This window comes from Xanthomonas phaseoli pv. dieffenbachiae, from assembly GCF_008639345.1.
GTDB lineage: Bacteria > Pseudomonadota > Gammaproteobacteria > Xanthomonadales > Xanthomonadaceae > Xanthomonas > Xanthomonas phaseoli.
The window spans coordinates 4,240,773-4,258,630 of sequence record NZ_CP041380.1 but is presented as its reverse complement, the minus strand read 5'-3'; the positions used below and the strand labels follow the sequence as shown (position 1 = coordinate 4,258,630).

Sequence of the window (17,858 nt, the reverse complement as noted above, 5' to 3'; positions counted from 1 at the left end):
CTTGGTTGCGCGTCGCTACGGCGCCAGTCCACGGGTGGCTGGACGTTGCACCGAGCCACGCAAGCAGGGCGCGACCGATCAGGTCGCGCCTTTTTGTTGCATCGCATTCGTTACAGCTGCATCCATGTCGATTGCCCTGGTGACGGGACGAAGCATCCGCCTGTGGTCGCTTTACCCGGGCGCGGCTCAGACGCGACAATGCCGTGCTGATCCATCGCCGCATCCAACGCGCTGGCCGACCGGTGTGCCATCAACGACCCCCGTCGCGCGCACCACGGCCCTCGTCCGTGGATGCAGGCGCTCCTCCCGACCACAAGAGCCATCGCACCTCATGTCGAAGACACCGAAGATCCTCTATACGCTCACCGACGAAGCACCCTACCTGGCCACGCAGTCGCTGCTGCCGATCATCGATGCCTACACCGATACCGCCGGCATCGTGGTCGAAACGCGCGATATCTCGCTGGCAGGACGCATCCTGGCGCTGTTTCCCGAGCAGCTCAACGATGCGCAGAAGATCGCCGACGACCTGGCCGAACTGGGCGAACTGGCCACCACGCCGGAGGCCAATATCATCAAGCTGCCCAACATCAGCGCCTCGGTGCCGCAGCTCAAGGCCGCGATCAAGGAGCTGCAAGGCCAGGGCTATGCACTGCCGGCGTATCCGGACGAGCCCAAGGACGCTGCGGAAAAAGACATCAAGGCGCGCTACGACAAGGTCAAGGGCAGCGCGGTGAATCCGGTGCTGCGCGAAGGCAATTCCGACCGTCGTGCGCCGTTGTCGGTCAAGAACTACGCACGCAAGCATCCGCACCGCATGGGCAAGTGGAGCAGCGCGTCCAAGTCGCATGTCGCGCACATGGATGCCGGTGATTTCTTCGGTAGCGAGCAGTCGACCACGCTGGCCGACGCCGGCACGCTGAAGATCGAATTCGTCGGTGCCGATGGCAGCAGCACCGTGTTGAAAGACAAGGTAGCGGTGAAGGCGGGCGAAATCGTCGACGCTGCCGTACTGAGCAAGCGTGCGCTGGCCAGCTTCATCGACGCGCAGATTGCCGATGCCAAGGCCAAGGATGTGCTGTTCTCGGTGCATCTGAAAGCCACCATGATGAAGGTCTCCGATCCGGTGCTGTTCGGCGTGGTGGTCGGCGAGTTCTACAAGGACACGCTGAGCAAGCATGCCGATGCGCTCAAGTCGGTCGGCTTCGATCCCAACAACGGCATCGGCGATCTGTACGCACGTATCACGTCGCTGCCGGAAGCCAAGCAAGCCGAAATCAAGGCCGATATCCAGGCCGAATACGCGCAGCGCCCGGGCCTGGCGATGGTCAACTCCGACAAGGGCATCACCAACCTGCATGTGCCCAGCGACGTGATCGTCGATGCTTCCATGCCGGCGATGATTCGCGACTCCGGCCAGATGTGGAACGCGCAAGGCAAGCTGCAGGACACCAAGGCGGTGATTCCGGATCGTTGCTATGCCGGCGTGTACCAGGCAGTGATCGACGACTGCAAGGCGCACGGTGCCTTCGATCCGGCCACCATGGGCTCGGTGCCCAACGTGGGGCTGATGGCGCAGAAGGCAGAAGAATACGGCTCGCACGACAAGACCTTCCAGATGGCCGCCGCCGGCACCGTCAAGGTCACCGATGGCAACGGCAAGACGGTGTTCGAGCACGCGGTGGAAGCCGGCGATCTGTGGCGCATGTGCCAGGTCAAGGACGCGCCGATCCAGGACTGGGTGAAGCTGGCCGTGGAGCGCGCCCGCCTGAGCGAGACGCCGGCGGTTTTCTGGCTGGACAAGGCGCGCGCGCACGATGCGCAGGTGATCGCCAAGGTCGAGCAGTATCTGAAGGATCACGACACCAACGGCCTGGATATCCGCATCCTGCCGCCGGTGGAAGCGACCACGTTCTCGCTGGAGCGCATCCGCAAGGGCCAGGACACCATCTCGGTCACCGGCAATGTGCTGCGCGACTACCTCACCGACCTGTTTCCGATCATGGAGCTGGGCACCAGTGCCAAGATGCTCTCCATCGTGCCGCTGATGGCCGGTGGCGGCCTGTTCGAAACCGGTGCCGGTGGTTCGGCGCCCAAGCATGTGCAGCAGTTTGTCGAAGAGAACTGCCTGCGCTGGGATTCGCTGGGTGAATTCCTGGCCCTGGCCGCATCGCTCGAGCATCTGGGCAACCGTTACGACAACCCGTCGGCCACGGTGCTGGCCAAGGCGCTGGATGTCGCCAACGGTCAGTTCCTGGACAACAACAAGTCGCCCGCGCGCAAGGTCGGCGAGCTCGACAACCGCGGCAGCCACTTCTACCTGGCGATGTACTGGGCGCAGGCCCTGGCCGCGCAGACCGAAGACACGGCATTGCAGGCCAAGTTCGCGCCGCTGGCCAAGGCCCTGACCGAGAACGAGGCCACCATCCTGGCCGAGCTCAACGGCGCGCAGGGCAAGCCGGTGGAAATCGGCGGTTACTACCATCCCGACCTGGCCAAGGTCAGCGAGGCGATGCGCCCGAGCAAGACCTTCAACGACATCCTGGCGACGCTGAACGCCTGAGTCGCCGCACCACCTGCGGTCTTTGCATGTCGTCTTCAAGGCCCGTCTCGCAGGAGGCGGGCCTTGTCGTTTCAGCGAAACGGCGACAATGCCGTCACGCCACGCAGCAAGCGTCGGCTGAGCCGCGCCATGCGTCGCTCGCGCCGGCGTTGCGAAAGCGGATCGGGCATCGTCTGCATGTCTTGCCGTGGAGCCGCTGTAGATTCCGGCGATTCCAGTGAGGTCTGCGGTTGCAGCGCGTCGACTGCCGTGTCCGATTCCGCCAGGCGCTGGGCCAGCGCCACATCGGCAATGTGGCCGTGCTGAAACAACAGTTCGCTAAAGATGCGCATGACCCATCTCCACTTGAGTGGAATCCACGTTAGGCGCAGGCTAGGCGACGTAAAAGCGAGACTTTTACAAGTGAGTATTGAATTCCATTCAAGGGTTGGCCATGTCGCGTCCGCCGCTTCACGCATTGCAAGGCTTCGTCAGCGCGGTGCGACTGGGCAACCTGTCGCGCGCTGCCGGCGCGATGCATCTGACCGTCAGCGCACTCAGTCATCAAATGCGCGCGCTCGAACAACGGCTGGGGTATCCGCTGCTGCAACGGCATGCGCGCGGCGTCACCGCCACGCCGCAGGGCCAGCAACTGCTCGACCGCATCGCACCGCACCTGGACGCCATCGCCGAGGCATTCGAGCCATTCGGTGCGCGTCGCGAAGACACCCTGACGCTGAGTCTCACGCCATCGATGGCATCGGCCTGGCTGGTGCCGCGTCTGGGCGAATTTCTGGCCATTCATCCCACCATCGAAATCAACCTGCTGTCGAGCGAGCGGCTGGTGGATTTCGAGCGCCAGCAGCAGGTGGATGCCGCCATGCGCATCGGTGCCGGGCAATGGCCCGGCGTCATCGCCGAGCCCTTGTTCGACGAATGGCTGGTGCCGATGGCAAGCCCGGCCCTGATCGCCCGCATGGGCGGTAGGCAGGCACCACCGTTGCATCAGTGGCCATTGCTGGGCGACCCGGATGACGCCTGGTCGCGCTGGTTCGCGGCATTTGGCGGCGATGTACCGCGACGCTATGTCGCGGTACTCGACGAATCAGAAGCGCACCATCGTGCCGCCCTGGATGGCGTCGGCGTTGCCCTGGGGCGCGTAACGCGCGCGCGTCTGTTGCTGGCGTCCGGCCAACTGGTGGCGTTGTCCACGCAGCGGCTCAAGACCAGTTGGTCGCATTACCTGGTGTATCCGCCACGTTCCAGTACGCATGGCGGGTTTCTTGCGTTTCGCACCTGGCTACAGGGCCAGGCGCGCGAACACGCCGCGCATGCGCAACAGGCAACCGCCACGCCACTGCTCGCGCGCCGCCGCAAGCGCACAGGGACACTGCCGCCATGAGCCCTCGACCGTTGCCACCACAATCCGAGCGCCGCGCGCTGGCGATCGCCCAGGCCGTGTACGAAGCGTTCGAGGACTATCACGCGCGTTTTTCCGAAATCACCGCACGCGCCAAGCAGCGCTTCGAAACACGCGACTGGAGCGCCGCGCGCGAAGACGCAGTGGCGCGCATCGCGCTTTACGACCAATACATCGCCGAATGCATGTTGCGTCTGCGCGCAGTGTTGCTGGGCCAGGCGCACGACCGCGCGCTGTGGATGCGCGCGCGCGATCATTACGCCGCCTTGCTGAGCGGGTTGATCGACCAGGAGTTGTACAAGACCTTCTACAACACCCTGACCCGGCGCTACTTCGGTACCCACGGCGTCGATGCCGAGATCGAATTCATCGCCCTGGATATCGAGCCAACCGACGCCATCACCGTGCCTGTTGCGCGCCACACCTATGCGGTCTCGCCCGGCCGGCTGACCGACATGCTGGTGCGGGTGCTGGGCGACTACGCGTTCGCCGTGCCGTATGCGCACCGCACCCGCTGCGCGGCTGCCATTGCGGTGCGTCTGCTCGACGACCTCGCGCACTGGGGCGAGCATCCGGTGCGTAGCGTGGAATTGCTGGAGACGGTGTTCTATCGCGAGCGCCGAGCGTATCTGGTTGGACGCGTGTTCGGCGAACATCGCTTTTCGCCTTGCGTCATCGCGCTGGTCAACGACGATGCCGGCCTGCGTGCCGAAGCGGTGCTGACCCGGCGCAGCGATGTCGCGCAATTGTTCAGTAACTCGCGTAGCTACTTCCAGGCCGACTTGTCCACGGTCGGCGACGCGGTGGTGTTCCTGCGCAGCCTGCTCACCCACAAGCCGGTCGATGAGCTATATACGATGCTGGGCCGCGCCAAGCAGGGCAAGACCGAGCGGTATCGCACGTTTTTCAGCCATTTCCAGGCGCATCCGTCCGAACAGCTGGTGCACGCCGATGGCACCCCCGGCATGGTCATGGTGGTATTCACGCTGCCCAGTTATCCGCTGGTCTTCAAACTCATTCGCGATCGCTTTGCGTATCCCAAAAGCATGAGCCGCGCGCAGGTAGAGGGTAAGTACGAGCTGGTCTTCCAGCTCGACCGCATCGGCCGCCTGCTCGACGCGCAGCCGTATCGCTTCCTGCGCTTTCCCAAGGCGCGCTTTTCACCGGCGCTGCTGCAAGAGCTGCAGACCAGCTGCGCGATGAGCCTGAGCGAAGACGGCGACGATGTCCTGATCGCACTGTGCTATGTGCAGCGCCGGTTGCGCCCGTTGAATTTGTACTTGCGCGAACAATTGCCCGAAGCCGCGCATGCCGCAGCACTGGACTACGGCCAGGCCATCAAGGACATGGCGCGCAACAACATCTTTCCCGGCGACATGTTGCTGAAGAATTTCGGCATTACCCGCCATCAGCGCGCGGTGTTCTACGACTACGACGAACTGTGCCTGATCACCGAATGCAACTTCCGCGATTGGCCCACGCCCACCACCTACGAAGAACAGATGGCCGCAGAACCCTGGTTCCATGTCGGCCCGCGCGACGTCTTCCCCGAGCGCTTCGCCTTGTTCATGGGTCTGCCTTCCTCGCAACTGCAAGCGGTCAAGCACCTGCACCCGGAACTGTTCGACCCACGCTGGTGGCGCGACCTGCAGCACCGGCTTCGCGAAGACGATTACCCGGACACCCCGCCATATGCGGAGTCGCGCAGGCTGGCGTAGCGATTTACCGGCAGCGGCAAGACTGGTACAACGCACGCTACATCATCAAGGAGTGTGGTCATGCAGCGGACGCAGCGATTCGGTCTTGGCATCCTGTTGGCATTGAGCAGCATCGCAGCGACGCAGGCACGTCCAAGCGCGGAACAGGCGCAAGTGCAGATCGAGGCCAGCATGAATGTCGCCGGCGAATTGACCTTGACCCCGGACGGCGCGGTCACGGCAGTGAAACTTGCCGACGAAGCGAGTTTGCCGCCGGCAGTGCGCGAGCGGATCAAGCACTCGATCGCATCGTGGCGCTTCGACCCTGTGCGCGACAACGGAAACGCCTTGCCCGCGCAGTTGCCGATGAGCCTGCTGCTGGTCGCCAAACAGGGAGAAGGAGAAAATTATCTGGTGTCGATCCGCAGCGCGCATTTTGGTGGGGAGGCGCAGGGCGCGACGAGTGTGCAGACCCGCGACATGCAGCCGCCGCGCTACCCCGAAGCGGCGTTTCGGGCCGGTGCCACCGGCGTGGTCTATCTGATGCTCAAGATCGGGCGCGACGGCAAGGTCGCAGATCTGATCGCAGAGCAAGTCAACCTGACATCGCTCGTGCCGGAATCCAAACGTGCACGCCTGCGCCAGGTGTTTGCCGATGCAGCCTCGAAGAAGGCGCGTACATGGACGTTCCTGCCGCCGACAGAGGGTCCGGAGGTCGAGGCGCCGTACTGGGTCATGCGTGTTCCGGTCAGCTTCGACATCGGAACATCCCCACGCGATCTGATCGCCGCAAAACAGGCCCAGAAATGGCGTTCGTATCTGCCTGGCCCCCGTCAGGTCGCCCCATGGAGTGAGCAGCGCGGCGCAGCGACATCGAGTGACAGCCCGGATGCTCTGCCTGCCAGCGGGTTGTTTTCCGCACGCGGAGAAGGTGTGCGCCTGGTGACACCGCTGCAAGGAAGTTGAGAGCGGCTGACCGAGCAGGCGAAACGCCGCGCAACGGTCGCCTCACAAAAAAAGCCCCGCAATGCGGGGCTTTTTCGTCTCGATAAACCGACTGAACTCAGCGCTTCATCGAACTGAAGAACTCGTCGTTGGACTTGGTGGTCTTCATCTTGTCCAACAGGAATTCCATTGCGGCGATTTCGTCCATCGGGTGCAGCAGCTTGCGCAGGATCCAGATCTTCTGTAGCAGCTCCGGCTCGATCAACAGATCTTCGCGACGCGTGCCCGAGCGGTTGATGTCGATCGCCGGATACACACGCTTTTCGGTGATGCGGCGGTTCAAATGCACTTCGCTGTTGCCGGTGCCCTTGAACTCTTCGTAGATCACCTCGTCCATCTTGCTGCCGGTTTCCACCAGCGCCGTGGCGATGATGGTCAGCGAGCCGCCTTCTTCCACGTTACGCGCCGCACCGAAGAAGCGCTTCGGGCGGTGCAGGGCGTTGGCGTCCACACCACCGGTGAGCACCTTGCCGGAGCTGGGCACCACGTTGTTGTAGGCGCGTGCCAGGCGGGTGATGGAGTCGAGCAGGATCACCACGTCCTTCTTGTGCTCGACCAGGCGCTTGGCCCGCTCGATCACCATTTCGGCAACCTGCACGTGACGCGCAGCCGGCTCGTCGAAGGTGGAGGAGATGACCTCGCCGCGCACGGTGCGCTGCATTTCGGTCACTTCTTCCGGGCGCTCGTCGATCAGCAGCACGATCATGTGCACTTCGGGATGATTGGTGGTGATGGCCGTGGCCACCTGCTGCATCATCATCGTCTTGCCGGCCTTGGGCGGGGAGACGATCAGCGCACGCTGGCCCTTGCCCTGCGGTGCCATCAGATCCAGGATGCGGCCGGTGATGTCCTCGGTGGAGCCGTCGCCACGCTCCAGACGGAAGCGGCGGCGCGGGAACAGCGGGGTCAGGTTCTCGAACAGGACCTTGTTCTTGCTCGCTTCCAGCGGCTCGCCATTGATGGTGTCGACGATCGACAGCGCGAAATAGCGTTCGCCGTCCTTCGGGAAGCGGATGCGGCCGGACAGATGGTCGCCGGTGCGCAGGTTGAAGCGACGGATCTGGCTGGGCGAGATATAGGTGTCGTCCGGCCCGGCCAGGTAGCTGGCTTCTGCCGCACGCAGGAAACCGAAGCCGTCGGGCAGGATTTCCAGCACGCCGTCGGCGGCAACGCCTTCACCGTGACGGGTCAGCACCTTGAGCAGGGCGAAGATCACGTCCTGCTTGCGCGCACGCGCCACGCCTTCCTGGATATTGAGCTGGTCGGCGATATCCAGCAGCTTCTGCGCCGGCATCCGCTTGAGGTCGCTGAGCGAATACACCGGGAAGCCTTCCGGCACGGCCGGATGCGGACGCGCGATGAACGGCTCGTTGTTGCCGTCGGACGAGGGCATGCCGCCGTCATTGCCGAAGCGGTCGCGCGGGCCGCGGTCGCGGCGGTTGCGGAACCGGTCACGGCGGTTGCCCTGCTGGTTCTGGCCTTGCTGGTTCTGTCCCTGACCCTGGCCGCCCTGGCCTTGCTGATTCTGGCCGGCGTTCTGGTTCTGGTTCTGGCCCTGCTGCTGGCCCTGGCCCTGGTTCTGGCCTTGAGTCTGGTTCTGCTGTTGCTGCGCCTGGTTAAAGCGCTGCTGCTGCGACTGGCCGCCCTCGCGGGGCTCGCCGTGGGTGTCGCCGCCGTGGCTGGCGCTGGGTGCCTGACCGGCGTGTGCGCCATCGCTGGACGTCTGCGCTGGTGCCGGATCGGCAGCGCGCGACGGTGCCTGCGGGGCACGGGGTGCTTCGGGTGCGGGACTGGTGGGCAAGGGCAGGTTGGACTGCTGTGCGCCAGCCTCTTCAGTGGCGGCGGCGGTCTTGCTCACGCGCGGCTTGCGCACGCGCTTCTCGACGGGAGCGTCGACGCTGCTCCCGGTATCGGAGGAAGGATGATCGGACAAGTGCGTGATTCCTCGCTAAGGTGCGAGCGCCCAACTAGGGGGCGAACTGGTGGTAGATGGGAGTCTAGAAGAGCTTCTAGAGGGTGCGGCGGCGCACGAACGTGTGCCGGACCAACTGACACTATCACCGCCGCGCGTTAACGCGCAAGCGTCTTCCCGGGCACGATTTAACTGCCGGCGCATCATCGGGCGCCCATTGCTGGACGCCCGCTAGCTCAGGCGGCCGCGCCGCCCAGGGTCTTGTCGATCATCTGGGTCAGCTGGCCCTTGCCGACGGCACCGATCTGGGTCGCCTGCACCTGCCCGTCCTTGAACAGCAACAGCATAGGGATCGAGCGCACGTGGTACTTGATGGCCAGTGCACGGTTCTGGTCCACATTGACCTTGGCGACCTTGAGGCGGCCCTGATATGTGTCGGCCAGATCGTCCAGCACCGGGGCGATCATCTTGCAGGGGCCGCACCACTCGGCCCAGAAATCCACCAGAACCGGTTCGCCCGATTGCAGTACAGCTGTGTCGAAGTCGGCATCGCCGACATGTTGAACCTTATCGCTCACATTGGGTCTCCTGGAAACCAAAACGGCCCACCCGAACGGGCAGGCCGCTACATTGCGCTAAACTGGGGCATTGCGCGACTGAATCAAGTGTCAGTCCTGAAGCCGCGCTGTCCGCCACAACAGCCGCAGTTTGCGACGCTGTCGGCATCGATGCAAGCCGCGCCCGGGCTGCCCAGGGCGCCTCACGAAGACGGAATAATGAGCGACAAACCGCTGACCGATGTGACCTTTTCCTCGTTCGACCTGCATCCGGCCTTGATCGCCGGGCTGGAGAGCGCCGGGTTTACCCGCTGTACCCCGATCCAGGCGCTGACCTTGCCGGTCGCGCTGCCGGGCGGCGATGTCGCCGGCCAGGCCCAGACCGGTACCGGCAAGACCTTGGCATTCCTGGTCGCGGTGATGAACCGCCTGCTGATCCGCCCGGCGCTGGCCGACCGCAAGCCGGAAGACCCGCGCGCGCTGATCCTGGCGCCGACCCGCGAACTGGCGATCCAGATCCACAAGGACGCAGTGAAGTTCGGCGCCGACCTGGGCCTGCGCTTTGCGCTGGTCTACGGCGGGGTGGATTACGACAAACAGCGCGAACTGCTGCAGCAGGGCGTGGACGTGATCATCGCCACGCCGGGCCGCCTGATCGACTACGTCAAGCAGCACAAGGTGGTCTCGCTGCACGCCTGCGAGATCTGCGTGCTGGACGAAGCCGACCGCATGTTCGACCTGGGCTTCATCAAGGACATCCGCTTCCTGCTGCGGCGCATGCCCGAGCGCGGCACCCGGCAGACGTTGTTGTTCTCGGCCACGCTCAGCCACCGGGTGCTGGAGCTGGCCTACGAGCACATGAACGAGCCGGAAAAGCTGGTCGTCGAAACCGAAAGCATCACCGCCGCGCGGGTGCGCCAGCGCATCTATTTCCCGTCCGACGAAGAGAAGCAGACGCTCCTGTTGGGCTTGCTGTCGCGCAGTGAAGGCGCGCGCACCATGGTGTTCGTCAACACCAAGGCGTTCGTGGAGCGCGTGGCGCGCACCCTGGAGCGCCATGGCTACCGGGTCGGCGTGCTGTCGGGCGATGTGCCGCAGAAAAAGCGCGAATCGCTGCTCAACCGCTTCCAGAAAGGCCAGCTTGAAATCCTGGTGGCCACCGACGTGGCCGCGCGCGGCTTGCATATCGACGGCGTGAAGTACGTCTATAACTACGACCTGCCGTTCGACGCCGAAGACTACGTCCACCGCATCGGCCGCACCGCGCGGTTGGGCGAAGAGGGCGATGCGATCAGCTTCGCCTGCGAACGCTATGCGATGAGCCTGCCGGACATCGAGGCCTACATCGAGCAGAAGATCCCGGTCGAGCCGGTGACCTCCGAACTGCTGACGCCGCTGCCGCGTGCGCCACGCGTGCCGGTGGAAGGCGAGGAGGCCGATGACGACGCGGGCGACAGCGTGGGCACGATCTTCCGCGAAGCGCGCGAGCAGCGTGCCGCCGAAGAACAGCGTCGCGGTGGCGGACGCGGTGGTCCCGGTGGCGGGTCGCGCAGCGGCAGTGGCGGTGGTCGCCGCGATGGCGCCGGTGCCGATGGCAAGCCGCGTCCGCGTCGCAAGCCGCGCGTGGAAGGGCAGGCGCCTGCGACGTCTGCACCGAGCGCAACACCGGTGGTTGCCGCTGCAGCGGTGGAAGCGTCGTCCACCATCGCGGCCGATGCCGAGCGCGCACCACGCAAGCGTCGGCGTCGTCGCAACGGTCGTCCGGTCGAGGGTGCCGAGCCGGCAGTGGCCTCCACGCCGGTTGCCGCACCTGCCGCACCGCGCAAGCCCACCCAGGTGGTGGCCAAGCCGGTGCGTGCCGCCGCCAAGCCGCCGGGCAGCCCCTCGCTGCTCAGCCGCATCGGCCGCCGACTGCGTTCGCTTGTCTCCGGCAACTGATCATTTGCGGCACTGATCGCATCGCCGCGCATCGGCGATGCGACGCAAGCACTGGCGCTCCGGCATAATCGCTGAATGACCGTCCTGCGTTTCGACAACGTCAGCAAGCACTACGCCGGTGGCCACCAGGCGCTGACCGATGTCAGCTTCGAAGTGGCCGATGGCGAGATGCTGTTCGTGACCGGCCACTCCGGCGCCGGCAAAAGTACCCTGCTCAAATTGATCCACCTCAGCGAACGCCCGAGTCAGGGCGCGGTGCTGCTGGGCGAACGCAACCTGCTCAAGGTGCGTGGCCGGCAGATTCCGCTGCATCGGCGCCAGGTGGGTGCGGTCTATCAGGACCACCGTCTGCTCAACGACCGCAGCATCGCCGAGAACGTGGCCTTGCCGCTGATCCTGCGCGGCACCCGGCGTGCCGAGATCGGCAAACGCGTGCGCTCGGCGCTGGAGCGCATCGGTCTGGCCCACCGCGAAAAAGCCCTGCCGTCGCAATTGTCGGCCGGCGAGCAGCAACGCGTGGGCATCGCGCGCGCCATCGTCGGCGAACCGCGGCTGCTGGTGGCCGATGAGCCCACCGGCAACCTCGATCCGGCACTGGCGGCGGAAATCATGCAGTTGTTCGCCGAACTCCCGGCCCGTGGCACCAGCGTGCTGGTGGTCAGCCACGACCTGGCGCTTCTCAAGCAGATGCGCAAGCGCGTGCTGATCCTGGATCACGGCCGCCTGGTCGACGACATCTCGCCGCAGGACCTGGCCGAATGAGCAAGCCCGCCAATACCGAAACCGTCGCGCCGTCGCGGTTCGGCGTCTGGATCGACCACCACCTGCACAGCATCGCCTTCAGCCTGGGCCGTGCGATGCGCAAGCCGTGGGCGACGTTGTTGACCATCGTGGTGATGGCCCTGGCGCTGGCCCTGCCGTTGGGGCTGTCGATCGCGCTGGACAACGTCAAGCTGCTGGCCGGCAGCGTGCAGCAGTCGCGCGAGATCAATCTGTTCCTGAAGGTCGACGTGGCCGCCGATGCGGCGCAGGCGCTGGCCGGCGAGTTGCGTGCACGCCCGGATGTGGCCAAGGTCACGCTGCGCACGCCGGAGCAGGGCTTGGCCGAGCTGCGCGAGAGCGCCAAGCTCGATGAAGCTGCCGATGCGCTGGGCGACAACCCGCTACCGACCCTGTTGATCGTCACCCCCGCCGACGCGACCGACGACGCGCAGCTGGCCAGTGCACTGCAGGCGCTGCCGCAAACCGATCAGGTGCAGCACGATGCGCTGTGGCGCAAGCGCCTGGATGGCTGGTTGCACTTCGGCGAGCGCCTGGTCCAGGTGTTGTCTGCCCTGCTCGGGATGGGTGCGGTGCTGGTGGTCGGCAACACCGTGCGGCTGGACATCCAGTCGCGGCGCGAAGAAATCGGCGTGCTGCAGTTGCTCGGCGCCAGCGATGGCTTCATCCGTCGCCCGTTTTTGTATCTGGGCGCGTGGTACGGACTCGGTGCCGGTGCTGTCGCGCTCGCTCTGATTGCGGCCTCGGGCCTGGCATTGCGTGCGCCGTTGGCGACATTGGCCGACAGCTACGGCAGTTCTTTTACCCTGCACGGGCTGGATCTGTTGCATTCTGCGATGGTGCTGGTCGGCACCTTAGTCCTGGGTTGGTTGGGTGCCTGGCTGGTGACCGGCCATTTCCTTCGCCAGACCCGTCCTACCGAGACCTGAGGCCTGCCATGCATCCACCAGATCTCAAACACCTGATCAGCGACGCGCCGCGCGTGATGGTGGTCGATGGTTCCAAGTTGGTGCGCAAGCTGATTGCCGACGTGCTCAAGCGCGACCTGCCCAATGTGCAGGTGATCGGCTGTTCCAACATTGCCGAAGCGCGGCAGGCGCTGGAAGCCGGCGCGGTGGATCTTGTCACCACCTCGCTGTCGCTGCCCGATGGCGACGGCCTGACCCTGGCGCGCAGCGTGCGCGAAACCGCCGGGCAGGCCTATGTGCCGGTGATCGTGGTCTCCGGCGATGCGCAGCAGCATCTGGTGGAGCGCCGTTTCACCGAGTACGTCACCGATTATTTCGACAAGGCGCTGGGCCATGAAGCCCTGGCGACGTTCATCCGCGGCTACGTGCAGCCCGAGCCGGTCGTGGGCGCGACCGTGCTCTACATCGAAGACAGCCGCGTGGTGGCCGAGGCGACCAAGCGCATGCTCGAACGCCAGAGCCTGAAAGTGGTGCACGTGCTCACCGCCGAAGATGCCTTTGCGCTACTCACCGCCGAATCGCTGGGCCGCACCGAGCGCCGCATCGATGTGGTGCTGACCGACGTGACCCTGAAGGGCGAGCTCAACGGCCGCGACGTGGTCGAGCGTATCCGCATCGACTTCGCCTACGGCAAGCGCCGCCTGCCGGTGCTGGTGATGACCGGCGACACCAACCCGCGCAATCAATCCGAATTGCTGCGCGCCGGTGCCAACGATCTGGTGCAAAAACCGATCGAAGAGCGCCTGCTGGTGACCAAGGTGCTGTTCCAGCTGCGCCTGGCACGCCTGGAGGATCAGGCTGTCACGCTATGACGGAAGGGGAAGGACGCATCCAGCTGGAACCGTCGTGGAAGGCAAAGGTGGGCGACTGGCTGCTGCGCCCGCAGATGCAGGAGCTGTCGGCGTTCCTGCGCCAGCGCAAGGCGGCCGGGGCGCGGGTGTTTCCACCCGGCCCGCAGATCTTTGCCGCCTTCGACGCCACCCCGTTCGAGCAGGTCAAGGTAGTGATCCTGGGCCAGGACCCGTATCACGGCGAAGGCCAGGCGCATGGGCTGTGCTTCTCGGTACTGCCCGGCGTGCCGGTGCCGCCGTCGCTGCTCAACATCTATAAAGAGATCCAGGACGATCTGGGTCTGGCGCGGGCGGATCACGGCTACCTGATGCCCTGGGCGCGCCAGGGGGTGCTGCTGCTCAATGCCGTGCTGACGGTGGAGCAGGGCCGCGCCGGCGCGCATCAGAACAAGGGCTGGGAAGGCTTCACCGATCATGTGGTGGAAACCCTCAATCGCGAGCGCGAAGGCTTGGTGTTCCTGCTGTGGGGCAGCTACGCCCAGTCTAAGGGCAAGGTCATCGACCAGGCGCGCCACCGGGTGTTGAAGGCGCCGCATCCTTCGCCGCTGTCGGCACACCGCGGCTTCCTGGGCTGCCAGCATTTTTCCAAGACCAACGACCATCTGCGGCGGCGAGGTCTGAGCCCGATCGACTGGTCGCTGCCGCCGCGTAGCGCGCTGGACACGACCTCCACCGGCGCCTGAACGACGCTGGCGGCATCCCGTTGCGCAACCAAGTTGTCACGGTTTGCACAGGGGCTTGGTGATACCGTATGCCCCGAATTTGGGGTGCCGGGCTGTAGAACACCAGCGCTACCAAAAGCCCGAACGTTCTGTAAATGGAATGCTGGGAACTCTTTCTGTACCCGGCAGTCCAATAGTTCGACTGCTAAGATGGTGCCTATGAACCAGACTACCTCGACTGCCCTTGTGGCAAACAATCTCCCGATTCCCAGTGCGCTCGGTTCGCTGGACGCCTACATCGGTGCCGTGCACCAGATCCCGGTGCTGTCGGTCGATGAGGAGCAGGATCTGGCCCGTCGCTTCCGCGACGAGCTGGACCTGGACGCCGCGCGCGAGCTGGTCCATTCCCACCTGCGCTTCGTGGTGCATGTGGCCCGCGGCTACAACGGCTATGGCCTGCCGCTGGGCGACCTGATCCAGGAAGGCAATATCGGCCTGATGAAGGCGGTCAAGCGCTTCGACCCTGACATGGGCGTGCGCCTGGTCAGCTTCGCGGTGCACTGGATCCGTGCCGAAATGCACGAGTTCATCCTGAAGAACTGGCGCATCGTCAAGGTCGCCACGACCAAGGCGCAGCGCAAGCTGTTCTTCAATCTGCGCAAGTCCAAGACCCGCCTGGGCTGGCTCAATGCGTCGGAAGTGACGGCGGTTGCCAAGGACCTGAACGTCTCCGAGCGTGAAGTGATGGAGATGGAATCGCGCCTGTCCGGCCGCGATATCGGGTTCGACGCGTCGTCGGACGAAGACGACGACCACGGCCCGCCGTCGCCGGTGAGCTACCTGGTCGCCAATGAGGAAGACCCCTCGCAGGCGTATGAGCGTCACGACAGCGAAGACAACCAGCTGCAGCTGCTGCGCGAAGGCATGGCGGGCCTGGACGCGCGTTCGCGCGACATCGTCAAGCGCCGTTGGCTGGATTCCGATTCCAAGGTGACGTTGCAGGAACTGGCAGACGAATACGGCGTGTCGGCCGAGCGCATCCGCCAGATTGAAGCGAATGCGCTGAAGAAGATGAAGGCGCTGTTCGTCGCCTGATTCTGTCGGGCTCGCGCGAGGTGTTGCACAAACGGCCCGGTTTTCCGGGCCGTTTGCTTGTGTGGTGTTGGCGATGTCTTGATTGCCCAGGCGCGTGGTCGGTACCCGATTCTGTCGCGCCTGTGGGCCTGCGTGCCTGGCCGGACGCGGCGATTGCATCGCGGTTCGCTGATCCAGGTCGCCAGCGAGCTGTGATGGCAGCGCGTGCGTTGCGTAACAGGAACCTGTCGCTGTTCGTTGCGTTGGCCATGCACGATAAGCAGCCTCGGATCCGGCATGCGCGGCGTGCTCGCACTGGCAGCCATGCTCTTTGGCAAATGCAGGACTGGTTCGTGCCTGCCTGGCGGCCATGCAGTGCGTGGCTGGCGGTGCTTGATTGTCGCGCGTGGCGACCGCTTGGCTATTCCGGCAAGCGCGCCACAGGAAGATGCCAGCCGTAGCGGATGGCCATGAAGCGCAGGCCGAAACACACGCCGGCACCGGTCGCCAACGACCAGGCCTGCGGCACATGCAAGACGTGCCCGATCGCGACCAGCCCGCCACCGGCAAGCGCTGCGACCGCATACAGTTCGGCCTGCAGCACCACCGGCGTGCGCGCCACCAGCAGATCGCGCGCGATGCCCCCGCCGATGCCGCTGAGCATGCCCAGCAACGTCGCGCTCAGTGGGCTGAGGTGATAGTCCAGCGCCTTGCTGGTGCCGTAGACCGCAAACAGCGCCAGCCCGGCCGCATCGAAGAGTTGCACCGGATTGCGCAGGCGCTCCACCGCTGCATGCCAATAGAACCCGGCCAGGCCGGCCAGGCAGGCCACCAGCAGATACTGCGGCTGCACCAGCGCGGCCGGTGGGGTGGCGCCGATCAGCACATCGCGCACGATGCCGCCGGACACCGCTGCCGCGCAGGAAAGCACCAGCACGCCGAACAGGTCCAGTCGGTTGCGCACCGCCACGGTCGCGCCGCTCAGGGCGAATACGAAGGTGCCCAGCAGATCCAGCAGGAACAGGACAGTTGCCACGATCGGGTCGTCGAATCAGGCCGCACAGCATCGCACGGCCTGCGCCGCTGTCAGCCGTCCTTGCTGCTGGGTGGAGGGTCGTCGGTGGCGCCACCGAAGATGATGCGTGCGGCGCGCTGGTAGCTCCAATACGCCATCGCCCAGTTCACCAGCACCACGAAGCGGTTGCGGAAGCCGATCAAAAAGTACACGTGCGCAGCCAGCCAGAACCACCAGGCGACGATGCCGGACAGCTTGAGCTTGCCCACATGCACGATGGCGGCCATGCGGCCGATCGTGGCCAGGTTGCCGTAGTCCTGGTAGCGGAACGTCGGCGCGGTCTGGCCGCGCTGCCGCGCCCGGATCGCCTTGGCGATGTGCTTGCCCATCTGTTTGGCGGCCGGTGCCACGCCCGGCACCGGGCGGCCGTCCTGCTGCACCGCCGCCAGATCGCCGCCGACGAAGATTTCCGGGTGGCCCGGTACGCTGAGGTCGGCCTCGACCAGCACGCGGCCGGCGCGATCCAGCGGTACGCCCAGCGTACGCGCCAGTGGCGAGGCGGCCACGCCGGCGGCCCACACCACCGTGCGTGCCGGCACGAAGGTGTCGCCGAGCTGGTAGCCCAATGCATCGATCTGCGTGACCGGAGTTCCGGTGTGCACCTCCACGCCCAGACGTTCCAACTGCTTGCGCGCCTTGGCGGTGAGATCTTCCGGAAACGAGGGCAGTACGCGCGGACCGGCTTCGACCAGCCGCACGCGCGCCTGCCGTGGGTCGATATGGCGGAACTCGTTCTTGAGCGTGTGGCGGGCGATTTCGGCCAGGGTGCCGGCCAGTTCGACGCCGGTGGGCCCGCCGCCGACCACGGCAAAGCTCAGCCAGGCAGCGCGTGCGGCAGGGTCGGATTCGGCTTCGGCGCGTTCGAAGGCCAGCAGCAGCTTGCGCCGCAGCACCAGTGCGTCGTACAGCGTTTTCAGGCCAGGGGCGTGTTCGGCCCATTGGTCGTTACCGAAATAGGCATGGGTGGCGCCGGTGGCCAGCAGCAGCATGTCGTAGCCGAGCGTGCTGCCATCGGCCAATACCACCTCGCGGCGGCCTGGCGCGATATCGGTGACATCGCCGAGCAGGACTTCGACATTGCGTTGCTCGCGCAGGATGTGCCGGAGCGGCGCGGCGATGTCCGGTGCCGACAGGCCGGCGGTGGCCACCTGGTACAACAGAGGCTGGAACAGGTGGTGATTCTGACGGTCGACCAGGGTGATACGGATGCCGGGGTCGTTGAGCGCGCGGGTCGCCCATAAGCCGGCGAATCCGCCGCCGACCACAACCAGATGCAGCGGAGCTTGGGAGGGGGGAGAGGTCATCGTAAGGTCCGATGGAGTGCGACGCGGGCCTATCAGGATGCCGTATCGGCAATGAACATGCCGCGTGAGCGCG

Annotated in this window: 15 protein-coding genes; 10 read left to right on the top strand and 5 right to left on the bottom strand. The window is 65.2% G+C overall.

Going from position 1 to position 17,858, the window contains the following annotated elements; translation table 11 throughout:
- Window positions 1-331 precede the first annotated feature (331 nt).
- Entirely contained in the window at window positions 332-2,563 is a 2,232-nt protein-coding gene (locus FLG15_RS18985; protein WP_150147057.1) for an NADP-dependent isocitrate dehydrogenase, read from the top strand.
- A gap of 71 nt (window positions 2,564-2,634) precedes the next feature.
- On the opposite strand, the gene FLG15_RS18980 is transcribed toward FLG15_RS18985, so the two are convergent.
- Window positions 2,635-2,895, bottom strand: coding sequence for a hypothetical protein (locus tag FLG15_RS18980; protein WP_057678771.1), 261 nt, complete (start codon window positions 2,893-2,895; stop codon window positions 2,635-2,637).
- Between the two features lie 101 nt (window positions 2,896-2,996).
- Here FLG15_RS18980 and FLG15_RS18975 point away from each other — a divergent pair, with 101 nt between their 5' ends.
- From FLG15_RS18975 to FLG15_RS18965, 3 genes are read left to right on the top strand one after another with little or no spacing between them, the layout of a single operon-like run.
- Window positions 2,997-3,944: a LysR substrate-binding domain-containing protein gene (locus FLG15_RS18975; protein WP_057678770.1), complete on the top strand. Its 948-nt coding sequence runs from the start codon at window positions 2,997-2,999 to the stop codon at window positions 3,942-3,944.
- The gene (gene aceK, locus FLG15_RS18970) at window positions 3,941-5,680 is read left to right on the top strand and encodes a bifunctional isocitrate dehydrogenase kinase/phosphatase (RefSeq protein WP_057678769.1); all 1,740 of its coding nucleotides are present in this window, start codon (window positions 3,941-3,943) and stop codon (window positions 5,678-5,680) included. The genes FLG15_RS18975 and aceK overlap by 4 nt, the downstream gene beginning before the upstream one ends.
- A gap of 60 nt (window positions 5,681-5,740) precedes the next feature.
- Window positions 5,741-6,625, top strand: coding sequence for an energy transducer TonB (locus tag FLG15_RS18965; RefSeq protein ID WP_057678768.1), 885 nt, complete (start codon window positions 5,741-5,743; stop codon window positions 6,623-6,625).
- 97 nt (window positions 6,626-6,722) lie between these two features.
- On the opposite strand, the gene rho is transcribed toward FLG15_RS18965, so the two are convergent.
- Both rho and trxA read right to left on the bottom strand, forming a co-directional pair.
- Complete coding sequence (gene rho / locus FLG15_RS18960; protein WP_057678767.1) at window positions 6,723-8,597, bottom strand: transcription termination factor Rho; 1,875 nt, start codon at window positions 8,595-8,597, stop codon at window positions 6,723-6,725.
- A gap of 215 nt (window positions 8,598-8,812) precedes the next feature.
- The gene (gene trxA / locus FLG15_RS18955; protein WP_005923050.1) at window positions 8,813-9,154 is read right to left on the bottom strand and encodes a thioredoxin TrxA; all 342 of its coding nucleotides are present in this window, start codon (window positions 9,152-9,154) and stop codon (window positions 8,813-8,815) included.
- Between the two features lie 198 nt (window positions 9,155-9,352).
- On the opposite strand from trxA, the gene rhlB reads away from it, so the two are divergent.
- The 6 genes from rhlB to rpoH all read left to right on the top strand — a co-directional run bounded on the left by rhlB (window position 9,353) and on the right by rpoH (window position 15,427).
- A complete protein-coding gene (gene rhlB / locus FLG15_RS18950; protein ID WP_057678766.1) occupies window positions 9,353-11,071 on the top strand; it encodes an ATP-dependent RNA helicase RhlB in 1,719 nt (572 codons plus the stop codon).
- A gap of 75 nt (window positions 11,072-11,146) precedes the next feature.
- A complete protein-coding gene (gene ftsE / locus FLG15_RS18945; protein WP_003484499.1) occupies window positions 11,147-11,833 on the top strand; it encodes a cell division ATP-binding protein FtsE in 687 nt (228 codons plus the stop codon).
- Window positions 11,830-12,780 (top strand): permease-like cell division protein FtsX, encoded by a 951-nt coding sequence (gene ftsX, locus FLG15_RS18940; RefSeq protein ID WP_057678765.1) that lies wholly within the window; start codon window positions 11,830-11,832, stop codon window positions 12,778-12,780. Before ftsE ends, ftsX begins: the two co-directional genes overlap by 4 nt.
- Window positions 12,781-12,788: 8 nt before the next feature.
- Window positions 12,789-13,631 (top strand): response regulator, encoded by an 843-nt coding sequence (locus FLG15_RS18935; RefSeq protein ID WP_005927293.1) that lies wholly within the window; start codon window positions 12,789-12,791, stop codon window positions 13,629-13,631.
- The gene (gene ung, locus FLG15_RS18930; protein ID WP_057678763.1) at window positions 13,628-14,353 is read left to right on the top strand and encodes a uracil-DNA glycosylase; all 726 of its coding nucleotides are present in this window, start codon (window positions 13,628-13,630) and stop codon (window positions 14,351-14,353) included. Before FLG15_RS18935 ends, ung begins: the two co-directional genes overlap by 4 nt.
- A 198-nt stretch (window positions 14,354-14,551) precedes the next feature.
- Window positions 14,552-15,427 carry an RNA polymerase sigma factor RpoH gene (gene rpoH / locus FLG15_RS18925; RefSeq protein ID WP_005911428.1) on the top strand — a complete coding sequence of 292 codons (876 nt, stop codon included), beginning with the start codon at window positions 14,552-14,554 and terminating at the stop codon, window positions 15,425-15,427.
- 400 nt (window positions 15,428-15,827) lie between these two features.
- Here rpoH and FLG15_RS18920 read toward each other — a convergent pair whose 3' ends face one another.
- Complete coding sequence (locus tag FLG15_RS18920; protein ID WP_104621226.1) at window positions 15,828-16,442, bottom strand: trimeric intracellular cation channel family protein; 615 nt, start codon at window positions 16,440-16,442, stop codon at window positions 15,828-15,830.
- Between the two features lie 50 nt (window positions 16,443-16,492).
- Window positions 16,493-17,785 (bottom strand): NAD(P)/FAD-dependent oxidoreductase, encoded by a 1,293-nt coding sequence (locus FLG15_RS18915; protein WP_057687137.1) that lies wholly within the window; start codon window positions 17,783-17,785, stop codon window positions 16,493-16,495.
- Between the last annotated feature and the right edge of the window lie 73 nt (window positions 17,786-17,858).

Excerpts from the sequence above, each read along its gene's own strand:
- FLG15_RS18985 (WP_150147057.1), top strand. The coding sequence starts at position 332 with ATGTCGAAGACACCGAAGATCCTCTATACGCTCACCGACGAAGCACCC.
- FLG15_RS18980 (WP_057678771.1), bottom strand. The coding sequence starts at position 2,895 with ATGCGCATCTTTAGCGAACTGTTGTTTCAGCACGGCCACATTGCCGAT.
- FLG15_RS18975 (WP_057678770.1), top strand. The coding sequence starts at position 2,997 with ATGTCGCGTCCGCCGCTTCACGCATTGCAAGGCTTCGTCAGCGCGGTG.
- aceK (WP_057678769.1), top strand. The coding sequence starts at position 3,941 with ATGAGCCCTCGACCGTTGCCACCACAATCCGAGCGCCGCGCGCTGGCG.
- FLG15_RS18965 (WP_057678768.1), top strand. The coding sequence starts at position 5,741 with ATGCAGCGGACGCAGCGATTCGGTCTTGGCATCCTGTTGGCATTGAGC.
- rhlB (WP_057678766.1), top strand. The coding sequence starts at position 9,353 with ATGAGCGACAAACCGCTGACCGATGTGACCTTTTCCTCGTTCGACCTG.
- ftsE (WP_003484499.1), top strand. The coding sequence starts at position 11,147 with ATGACCGTCCTGCGTTTCGACAACGTCAGCAAGCACTACGCCGGTGGC.
- ftsX (WP_057678765.1), top strand. The coding sequence starts at position 11,830 with ATGAGCAAGCCCGCCAATACCGAAACCGTCGCGCCGTCGCGGTTCGGC.
- FLG15_RS18935 (WP_005927293.1), top strand. The coding sequence starts at position 12,789 with ATGCATCCACCAGATCTCAAACACCTGATCAGCGACGCGCCGCGCGTG.
- ung (WP_057678763.1), top strand. The coding sequence starts at position 13,628 with ATGACGGAAGGGGAAGGACGCATCCAGCTGGAACCGTCGTGGAAGGCA.
- rpoH (WP_005911428.1), top strand. The coding sequence starts at position 14,552 with ATGAACCAGACTACCTCGACTGCCCTTGTGGCAAACAATCTCCCGATT.
- FLG15_RS18915 (WP_057687137.1), bottom strand. The coding sequence starts at position 17,785 with ATGACCTCTCCCCCCTCCCAAGCTCCGCTGCATCTGGTTGTGGTCGGC.